The following is a 16,248-nucleotide window of genomic DNA, read 5'->3' on the forward strand; positions in this document are numbered from 1 at the left end:
CGGAAATTGTTGCCTAAATAATCATCGTTCTATCCGTGACCGTGCGTTTCCTTGGCTTCTTTGATGAAATCTGTCACGAAAATTTTATCATCTTTGATGACAACCGTTAATTGTGGAAGAGGTCTTGGTGGCGGGCCTTGAATGACAGAACCATCGTCGGGATTGAAAAAACCGTGATGACAAGGACATTCTATTACTTTTTCATCGTGATTGTATAGAACGGAACACGAAAGATGCGTGCATTTTTGCTCGAAAACCTTCCATTTGTCTTCGGCTAATCTGATAAGCATGTAAGGATTTCTGTGATCTTCGTTGATGTAGAAAGTCCGCATTCCTCCAATATTAAGGTCGGTGGTCAATCCCACGAAATATTCGCCGAGTTTTTCTTCTTTTTTGAAATAATTAAACACCGGAATCGCCACATTTGCTAATGCTAAAGTCCCAGAAAAAAAGGTAATGAGTTTGATGAATTCTTTGCGGGAAACGTAAGCTGCCTCTCGTTTTTTGATGGGGAAATCGGCTTTCCAGGCGGGGATTTTTTTATTATCTTCTGACATAGTACTATGATTAAAAAACTTTTAATTCTTCGCTGCCTTTCGGCATCATTATATTCACTTTGGTATTCACGACTTCTTTCCCGAAAATAAAGCGGTTGACTGGCGAACTGTTTGGTCTTTTCTTCGCAACATTTTCTCTGGTATCAAAGGTTAATGCGCCACTCGGACAAACTGTTGCACACATTGGCTTGAGTCCAGTACTTGTTCTGTCGTAGCACATGTTGCATTTCATCATCAGCATTGCGCTTTGGTCCGGAATCTGTGGAACTCCGAACGGACAACCGATGACACAATTGGCACAACCGATGCATTTGGAAGTATCTGCCGTGTGTACGATTCCATATTCGTCTTTTGTGATTGCGTCTGCCGGACAAACGTTTGCGCAAATCGGGTCTTCGCAGTGCATACAAACCTGAACTGTGGTCTGAATCGTCTCTGCTCTGTCAACATAATGAATATGAATCATCGAGGTTTCTCCGTTGGTTTCACACTCCGCACAAGCCATCTCGCACGAGTGACAGCCGATGCATCGCTGCATATCCACGAAAAACTCCATATCATTAAATTTTTCAAATTGCTCCGCCATAATTTTTTAAAATTTAATATTGAATATCTCTACTTTGGTTGGCAAATTCTTTTGAATTTTCACCTTTTTTTCGTCCTGTTTTTTCCACTTTGCAGGCACAAACTTTAAACTCGGGAATTTTTGAAACCGGGTCCAAAGCATCGACCGTTAATTGGTTTGCAGAATTGACTCCGCCCCAATGATAAGGAATGAAAACAGTGTCTTGTCTGATGGTCTCCACCACATTTGCAGGAAATAATGCGCTTCCTCGTCTTGTAGAAACTTTAATTAAATCATTTTCTTCGATGCCATATTTCGCTGCCAGTTTTGGATGGATTTCCAATAATGGTTCGGGATACAAATCAACTAATTTCCCAATTCTTCTTGTCTGAGAACCGCTTAAATATTGGCTTACAACTCTACCCGTTGTCAACACAATCGGATAATCTTCGTCTGGTTCTTCGGTTGGTTTTTTATAAGGCGTTGGGTTGAAATGCGCTTTTTTATCATTGGTATTGAAAACCTTGTCTTCCCAAAGTCTCGGTGTTCCGGGATGATCTTCGGTAGGACAAGGCCAGAAAATTCCGAGATTTTTTTCTACTCTTTCGTAAGTAATTCCGTAATAATCTGCGGCGCTTCCCCTGGATGCAACTCTTAATTCATTAAAAGTTTCTTCGCTGTTTTTATAATTAAATTTATCTCCTTCGCCTAATCTTCTGGCGAGTTCCATTAAAATTTCGCTGTCCCGTTTTGCTTTTCCGGGTGGATCAACTACTGCACGGATTCTGATAACGCGACCTTCTGCAGAAGTTGTTGTTCCTTCTTCCTCTTCCTGCAATGAACCAGCGAGAATAATGTTGGCGTGGCGCAAAGTTTCTGATAAAAAGAAATCAATTCCGGCGTAAAACTCTAATTTTTCTAATGCTGCACGAACGTTACTGTTATTTGGCAAAGAAACCAAAGGATTAAAACAAATTGAAAGTAAACCTTTAATCTCGCCTCGGTTGATAGCTTCAATAATTTCATAAGCACTTAAACCTTTTCCGGGCATATCTTCTTCTTTGATTCCCCAGACATTGGCAACAAATTTTCGATGTTCGGGATTTTCGATGTCTCTGTTTCCTGGAAGTTGGTCGCATTTGTGACCGTGTTCACGACCGCCTTGTCCGTTCCCTTGCCCTGTAATCGTCCCGTAACCGCAATAAGGTTTCCCGATTCTACCGGTTGCTAAAACTAAATTGATACAGCTTGAAACATTTTGAACGCCTTTAGAATGATGTTCGATTCCACGAGCGTGCATCAGAAAACTTGTTTTGGCTTTACCCCACATTTCTGCGGCTTTATAAATTAATTCTTTCGGAATTCCGGTTACTTCTTCTCCCCATTCCAAAGTGCAATCTTTTACAGCTTCGGCAGTTTCTTCAAATCCTGAAGTGTAATTATGAATAAAATCGTTATCCAGCCAATTATTATCAATTAAAACTTTCAACATTGTATTCGTCAATGCAGAATCGGTTCCGGGTCTCAATGGCAGATGAATATCGGCAGTTCTGGCAATCGGAATCTGACGTGGGTCGATGACAATCAATTTGGCTCCGTTATCACGAGCTTCCCAGATTTTATGGGTTAAAACTGGGAAACATTCGCTCACATTTGCTCCGGTAATGATGATGACTTCTGCGTGCGCCAAATCTGCCCAACTGTTGGAAGACCTGTCCATTCCAAAGGCTTTTTTGTTTCCTGCACCTGCACTCACCATACAAAGACGACCGTTGTAATCGAGGTTTGCGGTTTTCAAAGCAACTCGGGCAAATTTCCCGATCATATAACTTTTCTCATTGGTAAGAGAAACGCCGGACAACATTGCGAAAGAATTTTTTCCGTATTTTTCCTGTATTCTTTTAATTTCATTAATCACAACATCGTACGCTTCATCCCATTCTATCGGCACAAAACCTTTACCTTCTACTCTTTTGTATGGCGAAAGCAAACGGTCCGGATGATTATCCTGCATATAGCGCTGAACACCTTTTGGACAAAGTCTACCCTCATTAAAAGGGAAATCGTTCCAAGGTTCAAAACCTACGACTTTTTTGTCTTTTACTTTTAATTGAATGCCACATTGCAAACCACAAAAACAGCAATGCGTTTTTACCAAAGCATCAGGATTTTGAGGATTAGACCTCACTGTACCTTTGTTTGGATAATGTTTGTGCGGTCCGAAAACATTGATGATTTCGTCGGCTGTTACAGGTAATTTTGCCATTTTATTTTAAATTTTAACCAAAATAAGTTCCAGATTCTTGTCGTGCTTTTAGATGTGCTTTTGCAAGCATTGCCCGTTTTCCTTCCGGGCTGAAATCTAAATAACTTTTCCCCTCTTCATTTTCTAAATCGAATCCCATTTCCTGGGTTATTTCTTTTAAATCTTCGATGTGCATTGAAGTTGTGTATTCGTCGCCTGTGTGTGGACAAGTTTGCATTCCACGGCGCTTTCCTTCTATTTTATAGATATTTGCACCAACTTGTGCCGGTCTTTGAAAAATGTGAAAAAACTTCCCGAACGGAATCCACATCAGAAACATTGCAACCGTAATTGCGTGTGTGATTGCCATAAACTGGCTCATTTTTCCTTCGAGATAAGAGTAATCAAACCAAATTCCCAAACCAGTGACGGAAACTGCAACGAGTAAAATCAATGGAAGCCAATCTCTTTCGAACCATTGTGTTGCGATTAATCCCTCGTCTACAAATCTTCTGTGCATCATAATTAAGCAACCTATTATCACCATAATAGCAGTCCAAACCAAAATATGGAAAAGGATAAGTGCCATCACAGTATTAAGTGGAAAAGTCATTACTGTAATCCCCATCATATGGGTTTCATACATATCCGTTGTTCCAGCTTTTAACGTAAAGTGCATCCAGCCAAAGGTGAGCCCGAAAGTAACTCCGAAAGAAATTAAACATCCCGTTGCTAAAAGAAAGTGACCTAGCCATCGCATTCTTCCTCTTGGCATAATAAACCTTTGAAAGAGAATGTTGCGTACAGAAAGACGAATCACCTCTTTCATATAGATTGGATAATCTTTACTGAAGATAAATTCCCAGGTGCGTTTCCAATACTTTTGTGTAGCCGGACGCTGCTTCCAAACAGAATGATGGTAAACTACGCCAAAGGTCATACTTATTGTTCCGAAAAAGTATATGATCAAGGCTGCGTCAAAATTCTGTAAATTCAGAGAGCCTATCACTGTGATAGCAATTACAACGAACGTTGCAATAATAGCATTGAAAAATGCTTTCTTATTTATATTTGTAAAAATACTGAACATGTGCAAAGTTTTAAATGATAACTCACTTACAATCAAGAACCACTTTTTTTTCTTAAACAAAGATACAATAACCAATTTTTAAATAAGATACAGATGTCTTATTTAAAATCATTCAAAATAAATGATGTAAATAATATAAAATACCTAATTGATTAACAATAACTTGTATTTAATATGATTTACATCATATTTTAAAAATGAGTTGAAATTTCCCTTTTAATCTAGTTCCTATAAAAAAAACACCTCAAAAAAGGTGTTAAATGATGATAATATAAAAGTTAAACAAAATCTAACTTCAATTTCTCTAAGTCTGCAATCTTTATTCGTTTTCCTGAAAATATGAGGATATTTTCGTTTACCATTTCTGAAATTACCCGGTGCATAGTTTCATAGGTTGTTCCTATATATGCCGCCAAATCTGTCTTGGTTAGTTCAGCTTTTAAAACATTGTCTTTATCAAGTCCTAAATGATCAATAAGATATAAAAGGTTAACGATAAAACGTTTCTTTACAGACAACTGAAATAAACTTGCCATCTTTTGTTCAGACCAGTGCAGTTCCTCTGCGTAAAACATCATCAATTCATAAGCAAAAGTATTATTGGTTTTCAACAAGGTTTTAAAAAAATCCAGTTCTACAAAGCAGAGAACAGAATCTATCATTGCCGTGGCAGAAATTGGAGAAAGTAAATTAGCCGTCGAAATTCCGCGGTGTCCGACTATATCGCCTTTTTTACCAAATCTCACAATCATTTCACGCTCTTCCCAATGCTTATGAACTTTTACAAAACCATCCTGTATAAAGTAAACTCCTGACATCTCATTCCCTTCCTCTATGAATTTTTGCCCCTTTTTAACCTTGATCAAAAACCTTTTTAGGTCAATCATCTGCCACCAATCCTGCGTTATGTTTTGACACATAAAACACGTATGACTACATTCACTTAATTTTTTATTCATAGTTGAAAACTGAAGGATGTACTGCAAATGTAGATGAATACACTTTGAATAACAAATAAACACATTAAAATGCGTCTTGGCTTAAAAGATTAGTGAAGAAAATATTTGTTTAATATTTCTCCAGATCTTAAATCTTTTAATATTTGATTCGTTTTTAACTTATCGAGTCCACCTAAACTTGAAATCCATTTTCCCGTTTTAATGAAATCTAGAATATTTAATGATTCAGGGTATTTTCTTTGGATTTGTTTTTCATTCAAACCCGTGTACAAAGCGACTTTTAAACGAAATTTTTTTTACGATATTTATTAAAATTAGCAATTCCAAACAACTCCATTCTCCACCCATAAAAATTACACATGTAATTGTTTCACTATATTTTAAAAGTAATTTTTCAAACGTCTCGGGATTTAGTATTTTTCCATTTTCTGGATTCCAGAGATGCTCAGAATGACAAAGAGGAAAGAAAAATGTTTATTATTACTACCATTGTAATTCCAAATGTGGTTACAGGCATAGTTCCAGTAAAGTAAACTTGGCATTTGAAAATGAACTCCCTAAATACGAATATCATGATGGAATTAATAAATTACTAAAAGAAGTCATCTTAACAAATTTTAAATACATACAGAAAAATATTGATCTTCAGAAAAAAGAAATTTCTGAGCAGATTGTTAATTTGAATAATCGTTTAGATAGCGCAAGAGAAAAATATTTACAAGATCGATTAGATTTTGATGATTATCAGATTATCAAAAATGAAAGTAAGCAGAAAATTGATAATTTAGAAATGGCCTTGCAAAATCAAAAACTTTCAAGTAAAAATACTGATATAAAAGTTAAACTTGAACAAGTACTGGATATTTTGCCAAACCTTTCTCAACTGTATATAAAAGGCGATAATTATACAAAAAGTTCGATATTGTGTTCGATATTGGCTGAAAAATTGGAATTTCAAGAAACAGCATTTCGAACACCTAAATTGAATTCAGCATTAGCTCAAATACTATTGATTAGCAATCAATTACGAAGTAAAAAAAAAGGAAAAACCACTCCTAAAAGTAATTTTTCCCGCCAAGTGACTCAAAGGTACATTTTCCAAAAAATTTTGTAGAAGATTTAAATGAAATTGCGAAACTCGTAGTACTCTTGCCATATTAAATCTACAATGAGCAAAGTAACAAAAAGAACAAAGTTAAAAATTATATTATTTCTACTCTGCATAATCTAACTAGGGAGCGAAGCGATTTTCTGAAAAAACTAATTAAGCAGACAAAAAATACAATTCTTAGCTAGTTCCGTTAAAAGTTCAATGATGAATAAATTTAAAATTAAGAAATTAATCTTTATCTAATAAAAAATCTCTAATTGTAATTTTTGCAAGTGCATGAAGAAATTCTAAAATTTCAGAAGCCTCGTCTTTTGAGACACTTATCCCAGAATCTTTAAGTATTTTAATTGCTTGATCCAAGGATATTTCACGAAACTTCATAAATGATGACAGATCAGATTTGTTTGAACTGTCGATAAATAATTGTTTATTTATTTTGCCGTTAGACACTATTGATTATTATTTATTTAAAAGAAAGAGACTTACTTTCCATCAATTATAAAAGTTGTTGATAAAAGCTTACAATTCTCTTTTAATTCTCAATAAAAATCGACAATAAATCCGAAAGAAAATACTATCATTAAGATCAAAATATTATTCAAGATTCATATGGTATAACAATGTCTTGATAGAGATGATTTTGGTATAAAGAATAATATTCTAGATATAGAAAGACTAAGATTATGGCTACAAAAAATCCTCTAAAGCTATCGTTGTTATAGGATTAATATTGTCAAAACGTCGCCAAAATGATGTAGCATTTTATCTAATTGCACGTCCCATTACCAATATTGTTAAAAATTGTAAATACGCTGGAATATTTTATGCAGAATTGCTGGCACTTGATATATTTTAACTCCTAGCCTGTAATAGCCAAAATATCTAAGTATTTTATGCATTTTCAAATATAGAAACAGTTTAAGCCTTTCCTCTAAGCTTGAAAAAGTCATCCGGCATGGCTTTGATATCTTCATTATCATCAAAGTTTGTAGACTTTAAAAATTGGGTAATAAAATCTCCATTCTTTACTACATCAGTTTTGACAAAAGTATCTCTAAAAGAAGGATAATTAGGAACGATAACATTCTCGTTAAATTTGCTTTTTTTCAAGGCATATTCTTTAAGGCATTTAACTAAATCAAACTGGTTATTATAATATATTAATTCAACCAAAGAATTTAAGTCAAGCATTGTTAAATTATGAACTTTCTTAAAGCCAGTGTCTAATTCTTTCATTTTTTCAGACATTTTAATTCCTAAATAATGTTCTAATGAAGGGATATTATAAAACGCATTTGAAACAACCAAAACTGGGTATATTTCAATAGTATGGGTTTTAATTTTTTTATTGATGATAAATTCATCAAAATAGCTATTACCTTTGAGTCTTTTAATCATTGAAATTAATTGAGAAACACCTTTCTTTTCAACAAAATTTTTATCTAATATTTTCTCAACCTCATCGTAGTTATAAATGGAATCCAATTTATTGATACTTTCATAATCCTTAAATTCAAATAAGAAAATATGCCTATTATTAAATATCATACCATCTATCAATGACTTATCAGTATCATTAAATATAATTTTGTAATATTTATTTTTTAAAGACTGTTGAATAAGGTTTCTGAATAATATCTCTTCTCCACCCTTTTCAGCATATTCGGAGGAGAAATCATTATAAGAATTAAAAGCATTATATTCTTCAGTCAAAAACTGGAAAGCTTTGAACTTAATCTTATGATAAAAGTATAGAAACAAGTAGGCTTTATTTAATACGAAATAACCATTCTGATCATCAGAGTCTTTAAGCAATGGAAAATATTTGAGCTCAATTTTATTCTTATTGAATAAGCTGTTTATACATAGCTCTTCACAAAATTCTTTTATTTGAATTTCATTTGAGTTTTCTGGATTAAGACGTATATAGTTTTTATCGTCTAGATAGTTTAATAAAGATAGCTGGTCAAAAATGTATTTATCTAGACCATTAATATTATATTTTTCTTCAAACTTCTGTAGAAAGCCTGAGTAATTTCTGCACAAGTATTCAAATAAAGATCGTAACCTAGCAAAGATAAAGAGCTGATGGTATACAAAATCGAAATCTATGGTTTTTGCAGTAATAATAAATTGAGATAAACTTTTAAAATACGCTGGTGGAATATCATCCATAAATTTGTTTCCAGGATAAACTTCTGTATTAAAAAGTAAATACGCTTTAATAAAAGGAAATGACTCAAAGTCAGGGTCTGCTTTTTCTTTCAGATAAACATAATTTTCAACAATTTTTTTGATTAACAAACTATTTGCTTTCGTATTAAAAATACATTTTTCTTCATTAATACTGGAGTCAGAGTTCTTTTTATCTAAGATACTTAATATCCTACTGATTTCGTGCCTATATTTCTTTTTCTCAGCATTTGATAATGACTGTATTAGGTTATCTTCAAAAGACTCTCCCTCATCAAGAGATTGATTTATAGCACAAACAGTTATTAGTAAAACATCAGGATCTATTCCTGTTAAAAAGTCTAAGACATTTCTTTTTTCGATTTTTTCTGGAAAAATATCTTTCCAACCAAGAGCAACAACTAATTTTAAGTATCTTCGACTTTTCAATTTTCTCATTTTTGATTTCAGTGGTAACAACAATAAATTAAGTATATTAAGTCTTTAGACATCAAAAATATTAATACTTTAACTATTGAGATTTTAAGATTATTATTGATAAGCAAAATTATGGCTACTTACTAACGTAAAATCTTTGCCACTTCTCTTAACGCAGTTTTCAAATCTCCTTTTTGAGACTGGGATAAATAAAATTGATGCTCTAACCTCTCAATGAATGGATAGAAAAAATTAATATGTTCAATTTTTCCTTGGTTTTCTACTATAAATAAATTTAAGGCTTCTGTTACTTTGTATAACCCCTCCTCACTTTCACTAGCCATATTTGTGAGCACCTCAGTAACATAGTTTTCAAGACGGTCAAATTCATCCCTGTCTTTTTGGGTTTTAGATATTTTTAGTAAGTCCATCATTTTTGGCAAATAAACCAAATCCCTAATATTTTTCAGATATGCTGCATCGTAATAAAAATCAAATTCATCTTCGCTATCGTCATCACTATGGTTTAACATATAGTTTAGATAATACAATGTCCCATCAAAATCTCCAACTCTTGTTAGCTGTTGTGAAGCACGATATTTCTCTTGTTCAGGTTCTTCATCATTGTCAATTATGTTCGTAAGAAATGCTGTGATTTCATTTTTGCAGCTTTCTTTTAAAAGAATTAAATTTATAATTTCCCATCTAATTGTATCATTTGCTACAACATATAGCAGCGTTAGCAAATCTTTAGGATCATCTACAAATTTATCAAAAGTCCGCAGAACCTCATTTTTAGCATACTCATCATATGTAGTACCAGCCAAAGCAGCAAAAATAAATTGGTAAGCGCCCTCCAATCCATTTTCAATAGCATAAATAGCATTATTTTTCCAAGAAGCATCATAATCAATATCTTTCTCAAGATTTTCAATGACTCTTTTGGCTACTTCTTCCTTTCCTACTTGTTTTTCTATCACATTAAAGTCTAGTGAATCAGAATTTCTATTTAAATCATAGTGGGTTGTAAAATCAAGAATTTTTTCTTTACCTATTTTTATTTCAAACCTAGAAATATAATACCATAGATTTTGAACTTGTCTATCAAATGTTGCTCTTTGTCTGCCAGAACTACTAACAGTAATTGCATTTTTTATATCAGCTTTAGAAACCCTATCCCTTACCCAATCAGCAAGCTGATTTATCTGCATCTCGTTTAATTCTATGTTAGGATCACCTGTCAATTTGTCTTTCAGACTTGTGAAAAGATAATCTTCAAATTTATCCGTTTGCTCAACAAAAGCTAAAACCTGTTCAACAGTGACCTCATTATTTCCTCTGGTAAAATCTGCAAGAAGCTCGAATGGTCCATTAAGAATATCTGTTTCATCATACTTTCTATGCTGATATAGCAAATCCCAATCTAGCTTTTCAATATTATGCTGATCAAAAAAGTGAATTAATTCCTGTTTGAATAGCTCTTTTGAGAAGAAAACATCAGTGTTCTTCTGCGCCCACTCATTATTTTGTTGTACAATAGTAGGTTCACTTACATTGTCCAATACCTTTGAATTTTCCCTGATCTGTTGTTCCAGATAGTTAAATTCTTCCTTAATTTGTTGGCTTCCATACCACTTCACTTCTTTGTAAAATGATAACAGGTCTTCATTTGTTAAATTATGCTCTTTATACAATCCAATAACATAATCTATAGCATCTTTATTTACAAGTCTTTTGTAAAGATGGGCTCTTTCATATGATAAAATTGCACTATTGCCAAAAATCTCTTTAAATATTCTTAACGAAGTTTCGGTTTTGTTAAAAAAGCTACTTAAAATATCTAAACTTTTTTCATCACCTAAACGAATATTATGTTTGTACGCTTTATTAATAAGATCATATAAATCAGGGTATTGATTATATAGTTCTGCTGATTGATCGATAATACTTTTAAGTACTTTTTCTCGATTATCTAGCCTAAACAACACTCTACTATTAGTATCGTCAGAAAGATATTTTAGTATTTTTTTAAGGGCTTCAATTCCAAAATTGGCAGAAAAAACTTCAGTAAGCTGCATCTCTTCATCTAATAAGTTGACCTTATCCCTATCTTTATCTTGTTCCGAAATATCCAGTCCTTGTATTAAATAATCAACATATTCACTCTCGAGCTGGGCTTTATGTATCAGCCTGTACATAGCCGAACGGATATATTGATTATTTCTTTTTCCATAAACTTTCATCAATTCATCAATTACAGCTCGGTTTGCATACCCAAGTGTTCCTAGTGCATAGGCTGCCGCATTAAAATAATGAACATCAGTAGTTTCTTCAAGTATAAAAGATAAAAGAGCTTCTTTTGTTTTTACATTTTCTTGAGCTCCAAGATGCTGATCATCGATCAGATGAAGCGCATTCAATCTCGTATATCTGCTATTATTTTTATCTAAGAGCTCTTTAAGGAGAAATTCATTAGCAGATTCCATTGGCGCAAAACGTGCAAGTTCTATTGCAGTGAACTTGTTTGATCTTAGCCATACCCCTTGTTTTTTATAATGATTGAAGATATTTTTAAAAATTTCAAATCTTATCTGCGGATCTATTTTATCTGGTTCTATCTTGACCAAAATTTCCGGTTCTATCTTCAGTATCCATTCGATTAATCCTTTTCTTTTGTTATCATCAATTATGCTCATCAAAAAGAACAAAGTATTTACCCAACTGGGTTTAATAATCTTACCTTTAAAAGAAATTGTTTCCTTTATTTCTTCAATTGACATTTCATGTAATGAGCTTGCTGCTAAAAATTCCTGAATATTATTATGTTCAAAACCCCACACTGCAGGATCATCATCAAAATTTTTAAACGTGGTAGAATATCTTATTAAATCTAGATCAGCAGGATCAGGTAAAATTTGGCTTAGTTGATCAAAAGAAACATAATTTTTACCCATAAATTCCATAGTTAGGGCAACTTTTCGCAATAATTCCATCACCCTATTCTTCTGCAACTTTAAGTTAGTTGTCCCATTAAAATGTATTTGATCAAAGTCGAACCTTTTCTCAATGAATTCATTTAGTAAATCGGCCTTACTAATTTCTAAGTCTGCATTTAATTTATATTTTTCCAGCAAAATCTGAAGGAAAAAGGGCTGTATGATAAGATCTTTGAAACCTTTATTATAGGCTTCTTTTATAAATTCACCCCCGTTAATTTGATATTCTTCATGCGCATATGTTCGAATGTCCTTAACATCGATATCATCAAATAAGTAGACATCAAAATCGGAAAGTGTACCTCCTGAAATGTCTGATGGAAATTCATAAAAATTAGTTCGACAAGAGATAACAATATGAATGCTTGGAAACTTACTTGAAAAAGAACTTATCTTTCTTACCGCAGTATTAAAATTTACAGGCTCAATCTCATCCAGACCATCCAGAATTACTAAACAAATATTTTCGGGTATTTTGTTCCAATCTCTTGGTAGAAAATCTTCTATATTTTCATTTACGTAGGTGTTCATCTTTTGAAAAACAGGAACAAATGGGGAATTTGGAACTGAATAGTGTGCTACCAGATTAGATAATTCGGTAGACTTTCCGGATCCTGCACCACCTAACACTACTATCCTTGTTTCTTCTGCAGCTAATTCAGCTAATGTTTTTCTATTTGATGTATCAAAAAAACTATCTATAGAATCAGCATTTGAATCATACGGACTTAAAGTACGATGTATAACTTTTTTGTAGGGCACTATACCAATAATAAAATTGGAAAAATCAATAGATTCCGCAGTTGCTGTGGTTACTTGGTTTTCTTTAAAAAATTCATTTTTTTCTTCTACTCTCTTTTTTTGTTCTACCTCCCATACCCAATCATTAAGCACTTGATGGATTTTATTGACAAAACTAGTCTTATCCGCCAAATCAGGAAACGTATGTACCCAACCACTATCTTGAATTTCTGTCTTAAATTTCTGGACCTTGAGCAAATCCTCCGTTTCTTTAATACTGGTGGATTTCCTTGGCTCTTTGAAGAAAAAATAAATGGCAATCTTTTGGCCATCTTTAAACTTTTGGACAGCTAACCGAAACTCCTCTTCTGTACCAGATCCATATGGTTTTCCGGTTGCCGGATCATCTGCTCCAGAAGCTGTACCATACTTCATCCACAATAATCCTATATAAATGTCATACCCTGAAAATCTAAAGTTAATTTCCTCTTGTGATCTGTTTCCCCAGGGAGCCACAATATCTTTAAAGTCTAAAACTTCAAAAAAAATCCCTCGATCTTTTATAGAGAGTTGATGGTTTAAAGATTTACAAACCTCTTTTATAATATTTTTTTCATCATTTACATCTCCAGGACAGGAAACAAAAACTCGTATCTGTGTACTATTTAACATGAAAATCTGTTTGTGTAAATTTAGCAAATCTTAAAATTAAAGCAAGACATACTAACTATTATTCATAAGAATAAAGCAATCCGATTAATAAAATATTTTTTTTTGAAAATTCAAAAAAAAATCAAGAACTAGGATCCATCCTACGTAATTTATGCAAGCGAGTTCCTTAACGTTAACCAATCAAAAAAGTTAGGATCATCTGATATTTCAGCTTTAAACTTTTCTTCAGGTTGTATTCCAAAGTCAGCAAATGAAAGAGGTAAATTAGTCAACAAGTGATAATCTTTAATATAATCATTTGTAATCCAAGCACTACCAAGAACACATATTGAGTTATAATATAAAATTACTTGTTCAAAATTTGATAGCTGCGCACGCACCATTTTTACATAATCATATTTTACATCATCAGTAAATAATTCATTTTCTTGAGAATGTACATACTTCACTGTTTGAAATAAGTGTCGATAATAATGACCTATCTTGGTACCATGCCCTGTAAAAGGCTCATAGTATTGTATAAAAACAGCGTTTTTCCCCTTATGTGTAATTTCAAGATTTTTCAGCTTTAAAACTTTGTAGCCCGTTTGATTTTCGTATTTTTTCTTATCATTTAAAAAATGAGCGTATGTGAGTTTTTCACTTTCTAATCTCTTGAGAGTATTTTTAAAAAATTCAGTAGAATTAATTTTTGGCGCAATATGAGAAAAGACACCATCACTCGCATGCCCAATTCCGTAGAAAAAAATCAAATATGCTAAATTGGTTAATTGTTCTTTATCTAGTACAATACTTTTATCCGATTTATCATAATTGTGTTCAAGCACAAAATAAATATATCTTAACTCAAAATAATAGGTTGTAAAAGCTTTTCTACCAATAACAACATTTTGTATATTTTGCTCTTCAACATTTTCTCGGTGAATTCTTATTAACTCAAAGAACCTGTTTTCAAACCTTTCTATCACGGTATCATCGGCTTGCTTTGCAAACTGGTCTCTTTGTTCTTTATTTGCCTCATACTGTATGTAAAAAGCCATAAAAGTTAAAATAGATGCAATCCACGCTATTATCGGTCCAGCAGTACCTCCGAATGCATCACCAATTGCACCTCTATCTCCCACATTTCCTTTATCGAAGTATCTCGATTGAATTAATTCGGGTCCGTTTTTGTATAGAAATATTGCTACAATTACCCCGATTAAACCTAATATTAATAAGCGATCTTTTGTTTTCTGTTCCAAAATTTAATACATAATTAGTTCTCGATATGATTAAGTTATTAGTCCCAATGCAATCTACATCTACCAAATAATATCCCCGTTACTTAATATATTCTTTGCATTGACTCTATTTTTAACTTTTGCGAGAGTTATAACTTCAGGATGATTCCTTACATATTCCTTTTCGTAATAAGATTCCTCAACTTCAAATTCAGTAATTTGAAATAATCCAAATTTACTTTCAACAGAATCAGGATGTACAGCCAAATTATCCGTCCCAAAATCATTTCCAACACTTGGATAAATAATACAATCAAAATTAAAAGAAGGATTTGGGTCAGTCCTCGTTCTAAGAATTCTTTCAGAAAAGATAGCACTAATTAAATATTCATAATGATGGGAAACAGGTTTTGTAAATTCTCTACCTAACAATTTAAAATAATGTCTTGACCATTCAACTAAAAGTTTGGAATGACTATCTCCATACTTTTCGAATGCTGCAGTTGCCTTCTGCACTCCTGGATTGACATACATTGCTCTATCGCTATGAGAAATTGGATAAGAAACAAGTTCTTTTTGTTCTTTAGGCTTCCATAATCCAACTGTAATCAATTTATTAATGGGAGGCTTTATTTCTTTTAAAGCTGAATCAATATTCTCGGTTGTATATAATACAGTCGTATTAGGAGTATTTGCTCTATTATATTTATTTATACTCTTTACAATGTCTATCGGTGGATATTTTAAAAAACTTATATTATTGAGTCTTTCATTTTTTTTTGAAACCCATTCATTAACCACCAATCTATATGTGTGAATTACTGATAACTTATTAGACATTAAGGGAATATAATTAAATGCGTAATCTATATAACTTTTGAAGTTGTCGAATTCGTTAGCATCAAATGATGAATAGTCCAATTTTTGGAGAGCAATATCAAGATCTTCGTAAAATTTAAAAAGACTTATAAAGTCATTTCGTTCATCATTTGAGATTTCCTGATGCTGTAATAATCTAAATGAAATATTTTGTTCTTTTGTGTAATGAGCTCCATCTATCCATCTTTTCAAAGGGGGAATTTCAGGTAAATCTCTGAATTTTAATTGCCAATTTGGTTTGATCATTAGTTTTATAGTTTGCAATTCTCAAATATACAAAATGGACATTAAAAAAAATATTGATATTACGAGATGCAAAATATTGCTAATATCCAGGGCAAGAGGTGACTGTTATCTTATTAGGAAAACTTATATCTTACATATTCAATAGGTAGTTTTGACCTTTCGTTACTTTTTCTCGCTATCTATATATTCAATTACTTTTTTTGTCTCCGTGCCAACTCATTCTTTTATCAGTTGTTGAGTATTGTGGTTAGTACTGTTATGCATAAGAGGTAAAATTAAACAGAAAACTAAGGAGCGCACAGCATCGTAATGCTAGCAAAATAGGTTTTTTAATGGCGTTGTTTTTATACTACT

12 protein-coding genes are annotated in these 16,248 nt (G+C 32.7%); 1 reads left to right on the forward strand and 11 read right to left on the reverse strand.

The window, feature by feature from the left end:
- Nucleotides 1-29: 29 nt before the first annotated feature.
- The 6 genes from AC5P2S_RS09825 to AC5P2S_RS09850 all read right to left on the reverse strand — a co-directional run bounded on the left by AC5P2S_RS09825 (nt 30) and on the right by AC5P2S_RS09850 (nt 5,958).
- Nucleotides 30-557 carry a QcrA and Rieske domain-containing protein gene (locus AC5P2S_RS09825; protein ID WP_002978627.1) on the reverse strand — a complete coding sequence of 176 codons (528 nt, stop codon included), beginning with the start codon at nt 555-557 and terminating at the stop codon, nt 30-32.
- A 10-nt stretch (nt 558-567) separates the two neighbouring features.
- Nucleotides 568-1,143 (reverse strand): 4Fe-4S dicluster domain-containing protein, encoded by a 576-nt coding sequence (locus AC5P2S_RS09830; RefSeq protein ID WP_002978625.1) that lies wholly within the window; start codon nt 1,141-1,143, stop codon nt 568-570.
- Nucleotides 1,144-1,156: 13 nt separating this feature from the next.
- Nucleotides 1,157-3,388: a molybdopterin oxidoreductase family protein gene (locus AC5P2S_RS09835; protein ID WP_002978623.1), complete on the reverse strand. Its 2,232-nt coding sequence runs from the start codon at nt 3,386-3,388 to the stop codon at nt 1,157-1,159.
- Between the two features lie 13 nt (nt 3,389-3,401).
- Nucleotides 3,402-4,457: a hypothetical protein gene (locus AC5P2S_RS09840; RefSeq protein WP_029292686.1), complete on the reverse strand. Its 1,056-nt coding sequence runs from the start codon at nt 4,455-4,457 to the stop codon at nt 3,402-3,404.
- Nucleotides 4,458-4,735: 278 nt separating this feature from the next.
- Nucleotides 4,736-5,377, reverse strand: a complete 642-nt coding sequence (locus tag AC5P2S_RS09845; RefSeq protein ID WP_494554778.1) for a Crp/Fnr family transcriptional regulator — start codon at nt 5,375-5,377, stop codon at nt 4,736-4,738.
- 449 nt (nt 5,378-5,826) lie between these two features.
- On the reverse strand, nt 5,827-5,958 hold the full coding sequence (locus tag AC5P2S_RS09850; RefSeq protein WP_494554779.1) for a hypothetical protein: 132 nt from the start codon (nt 5,956-5,958) through the stop codon (nt 5,827-5,829).
- Between AC5P2S_RS09850 and AC5P2S_RS09855 the strand changes: the two genes are divergently transcribed.
- Nucleotides 5,952-6,530 carry a hypothetical protein gene (locus AC5P2S_RS09855; protein ID WP_002978616.1) on the forward strand — a complete coding sequence of 193 codons (579 nt, stop codon included), beginning with the start codon at nt 5,952-5,954 and terminating at the stop codon, nt 6,528-6,530. The two genes, AC5P2S_RS09850 and AC5P2S_RS09855, sit on opposite strands and share 7 nt — an antisense overlap.
- Nucleotides 6,531-6,755: 225 nt before the next feature.
- Here AC5P2S_RS09855 and AC5P2S_RS09860 read toward each other — a convergent pair whose 3' ends face one another.
- From AC5P2S_RS09860 to AC5P2S_RS09880, 5 genes are all read right to left on the reverse strand, one after another.
- Nucleotides 6,756-6,977 carry a hypothetical protein gene (locus AC5P2S_RS09860; RefSeq protein WP_002978614.1) on the reverse strand — a complete coding sequence of 74 codons (222 nt, stop codon included), beginning with the start codon at nt 6,975-6,977 and terminating at the stop codon, nt 6,756-6,758.
- Between the two features lie 468 nt (nt 6,978-7,445).
- Nucleotides 7,446-9,158, reverse strand: coding sequence for a hypothetical protein (locus AC5P2S_RS09865; protein WP_002978612.1), 1,713 nt, complete (start codon nt 9,156-9,158; stop codon nt 7,446-7,448).
- A gap of 122 nt (nt 9,159-9,280) precedes the next feature.
- Nucleotides 9,281-13,546: an NACHT domain-containing protein gene (locus tag AC5P2S_RS09870; protein ID WP_047096967.1), complete on the reverse strand. Its 4,266-nt coding sequence runs from the start codon at nt 13,544-13,546 to the stop codon at nt 9,281-9,283.
- Between the two features lie 149 nt (nt 13,547-13,695).
- Nucleotides 13,696-14,790 carry a putative phage abortive infection protein gene (locus AC5P2S_RS09875; RefSeq protein ID WP_002978609.1) on the reverse strand — a complete coding sequence of 365 codons (1,095 nt, stop codon included), beginning with the start codon at nt 14,788-14,790 and terminating at the stop codon, nt 13,696-13,698.
- A gap of 60 nt (nt 14,791-14,850) precedes the next feature.
- Entirely contained in the window at nt 14,851-15,894 is a 1,044-nt protein-coding gene (locus AC5P2S_RS09880; protein WP_002978608.1) for a hypothetical protein, read from the reverse strand.
- Between the last annotated feature and the right edge of the window lie 354 nt (nt 15,895-16,248).

This window comes from Epilithonimonas sp. 33E, from assembly GCF_059372615.1.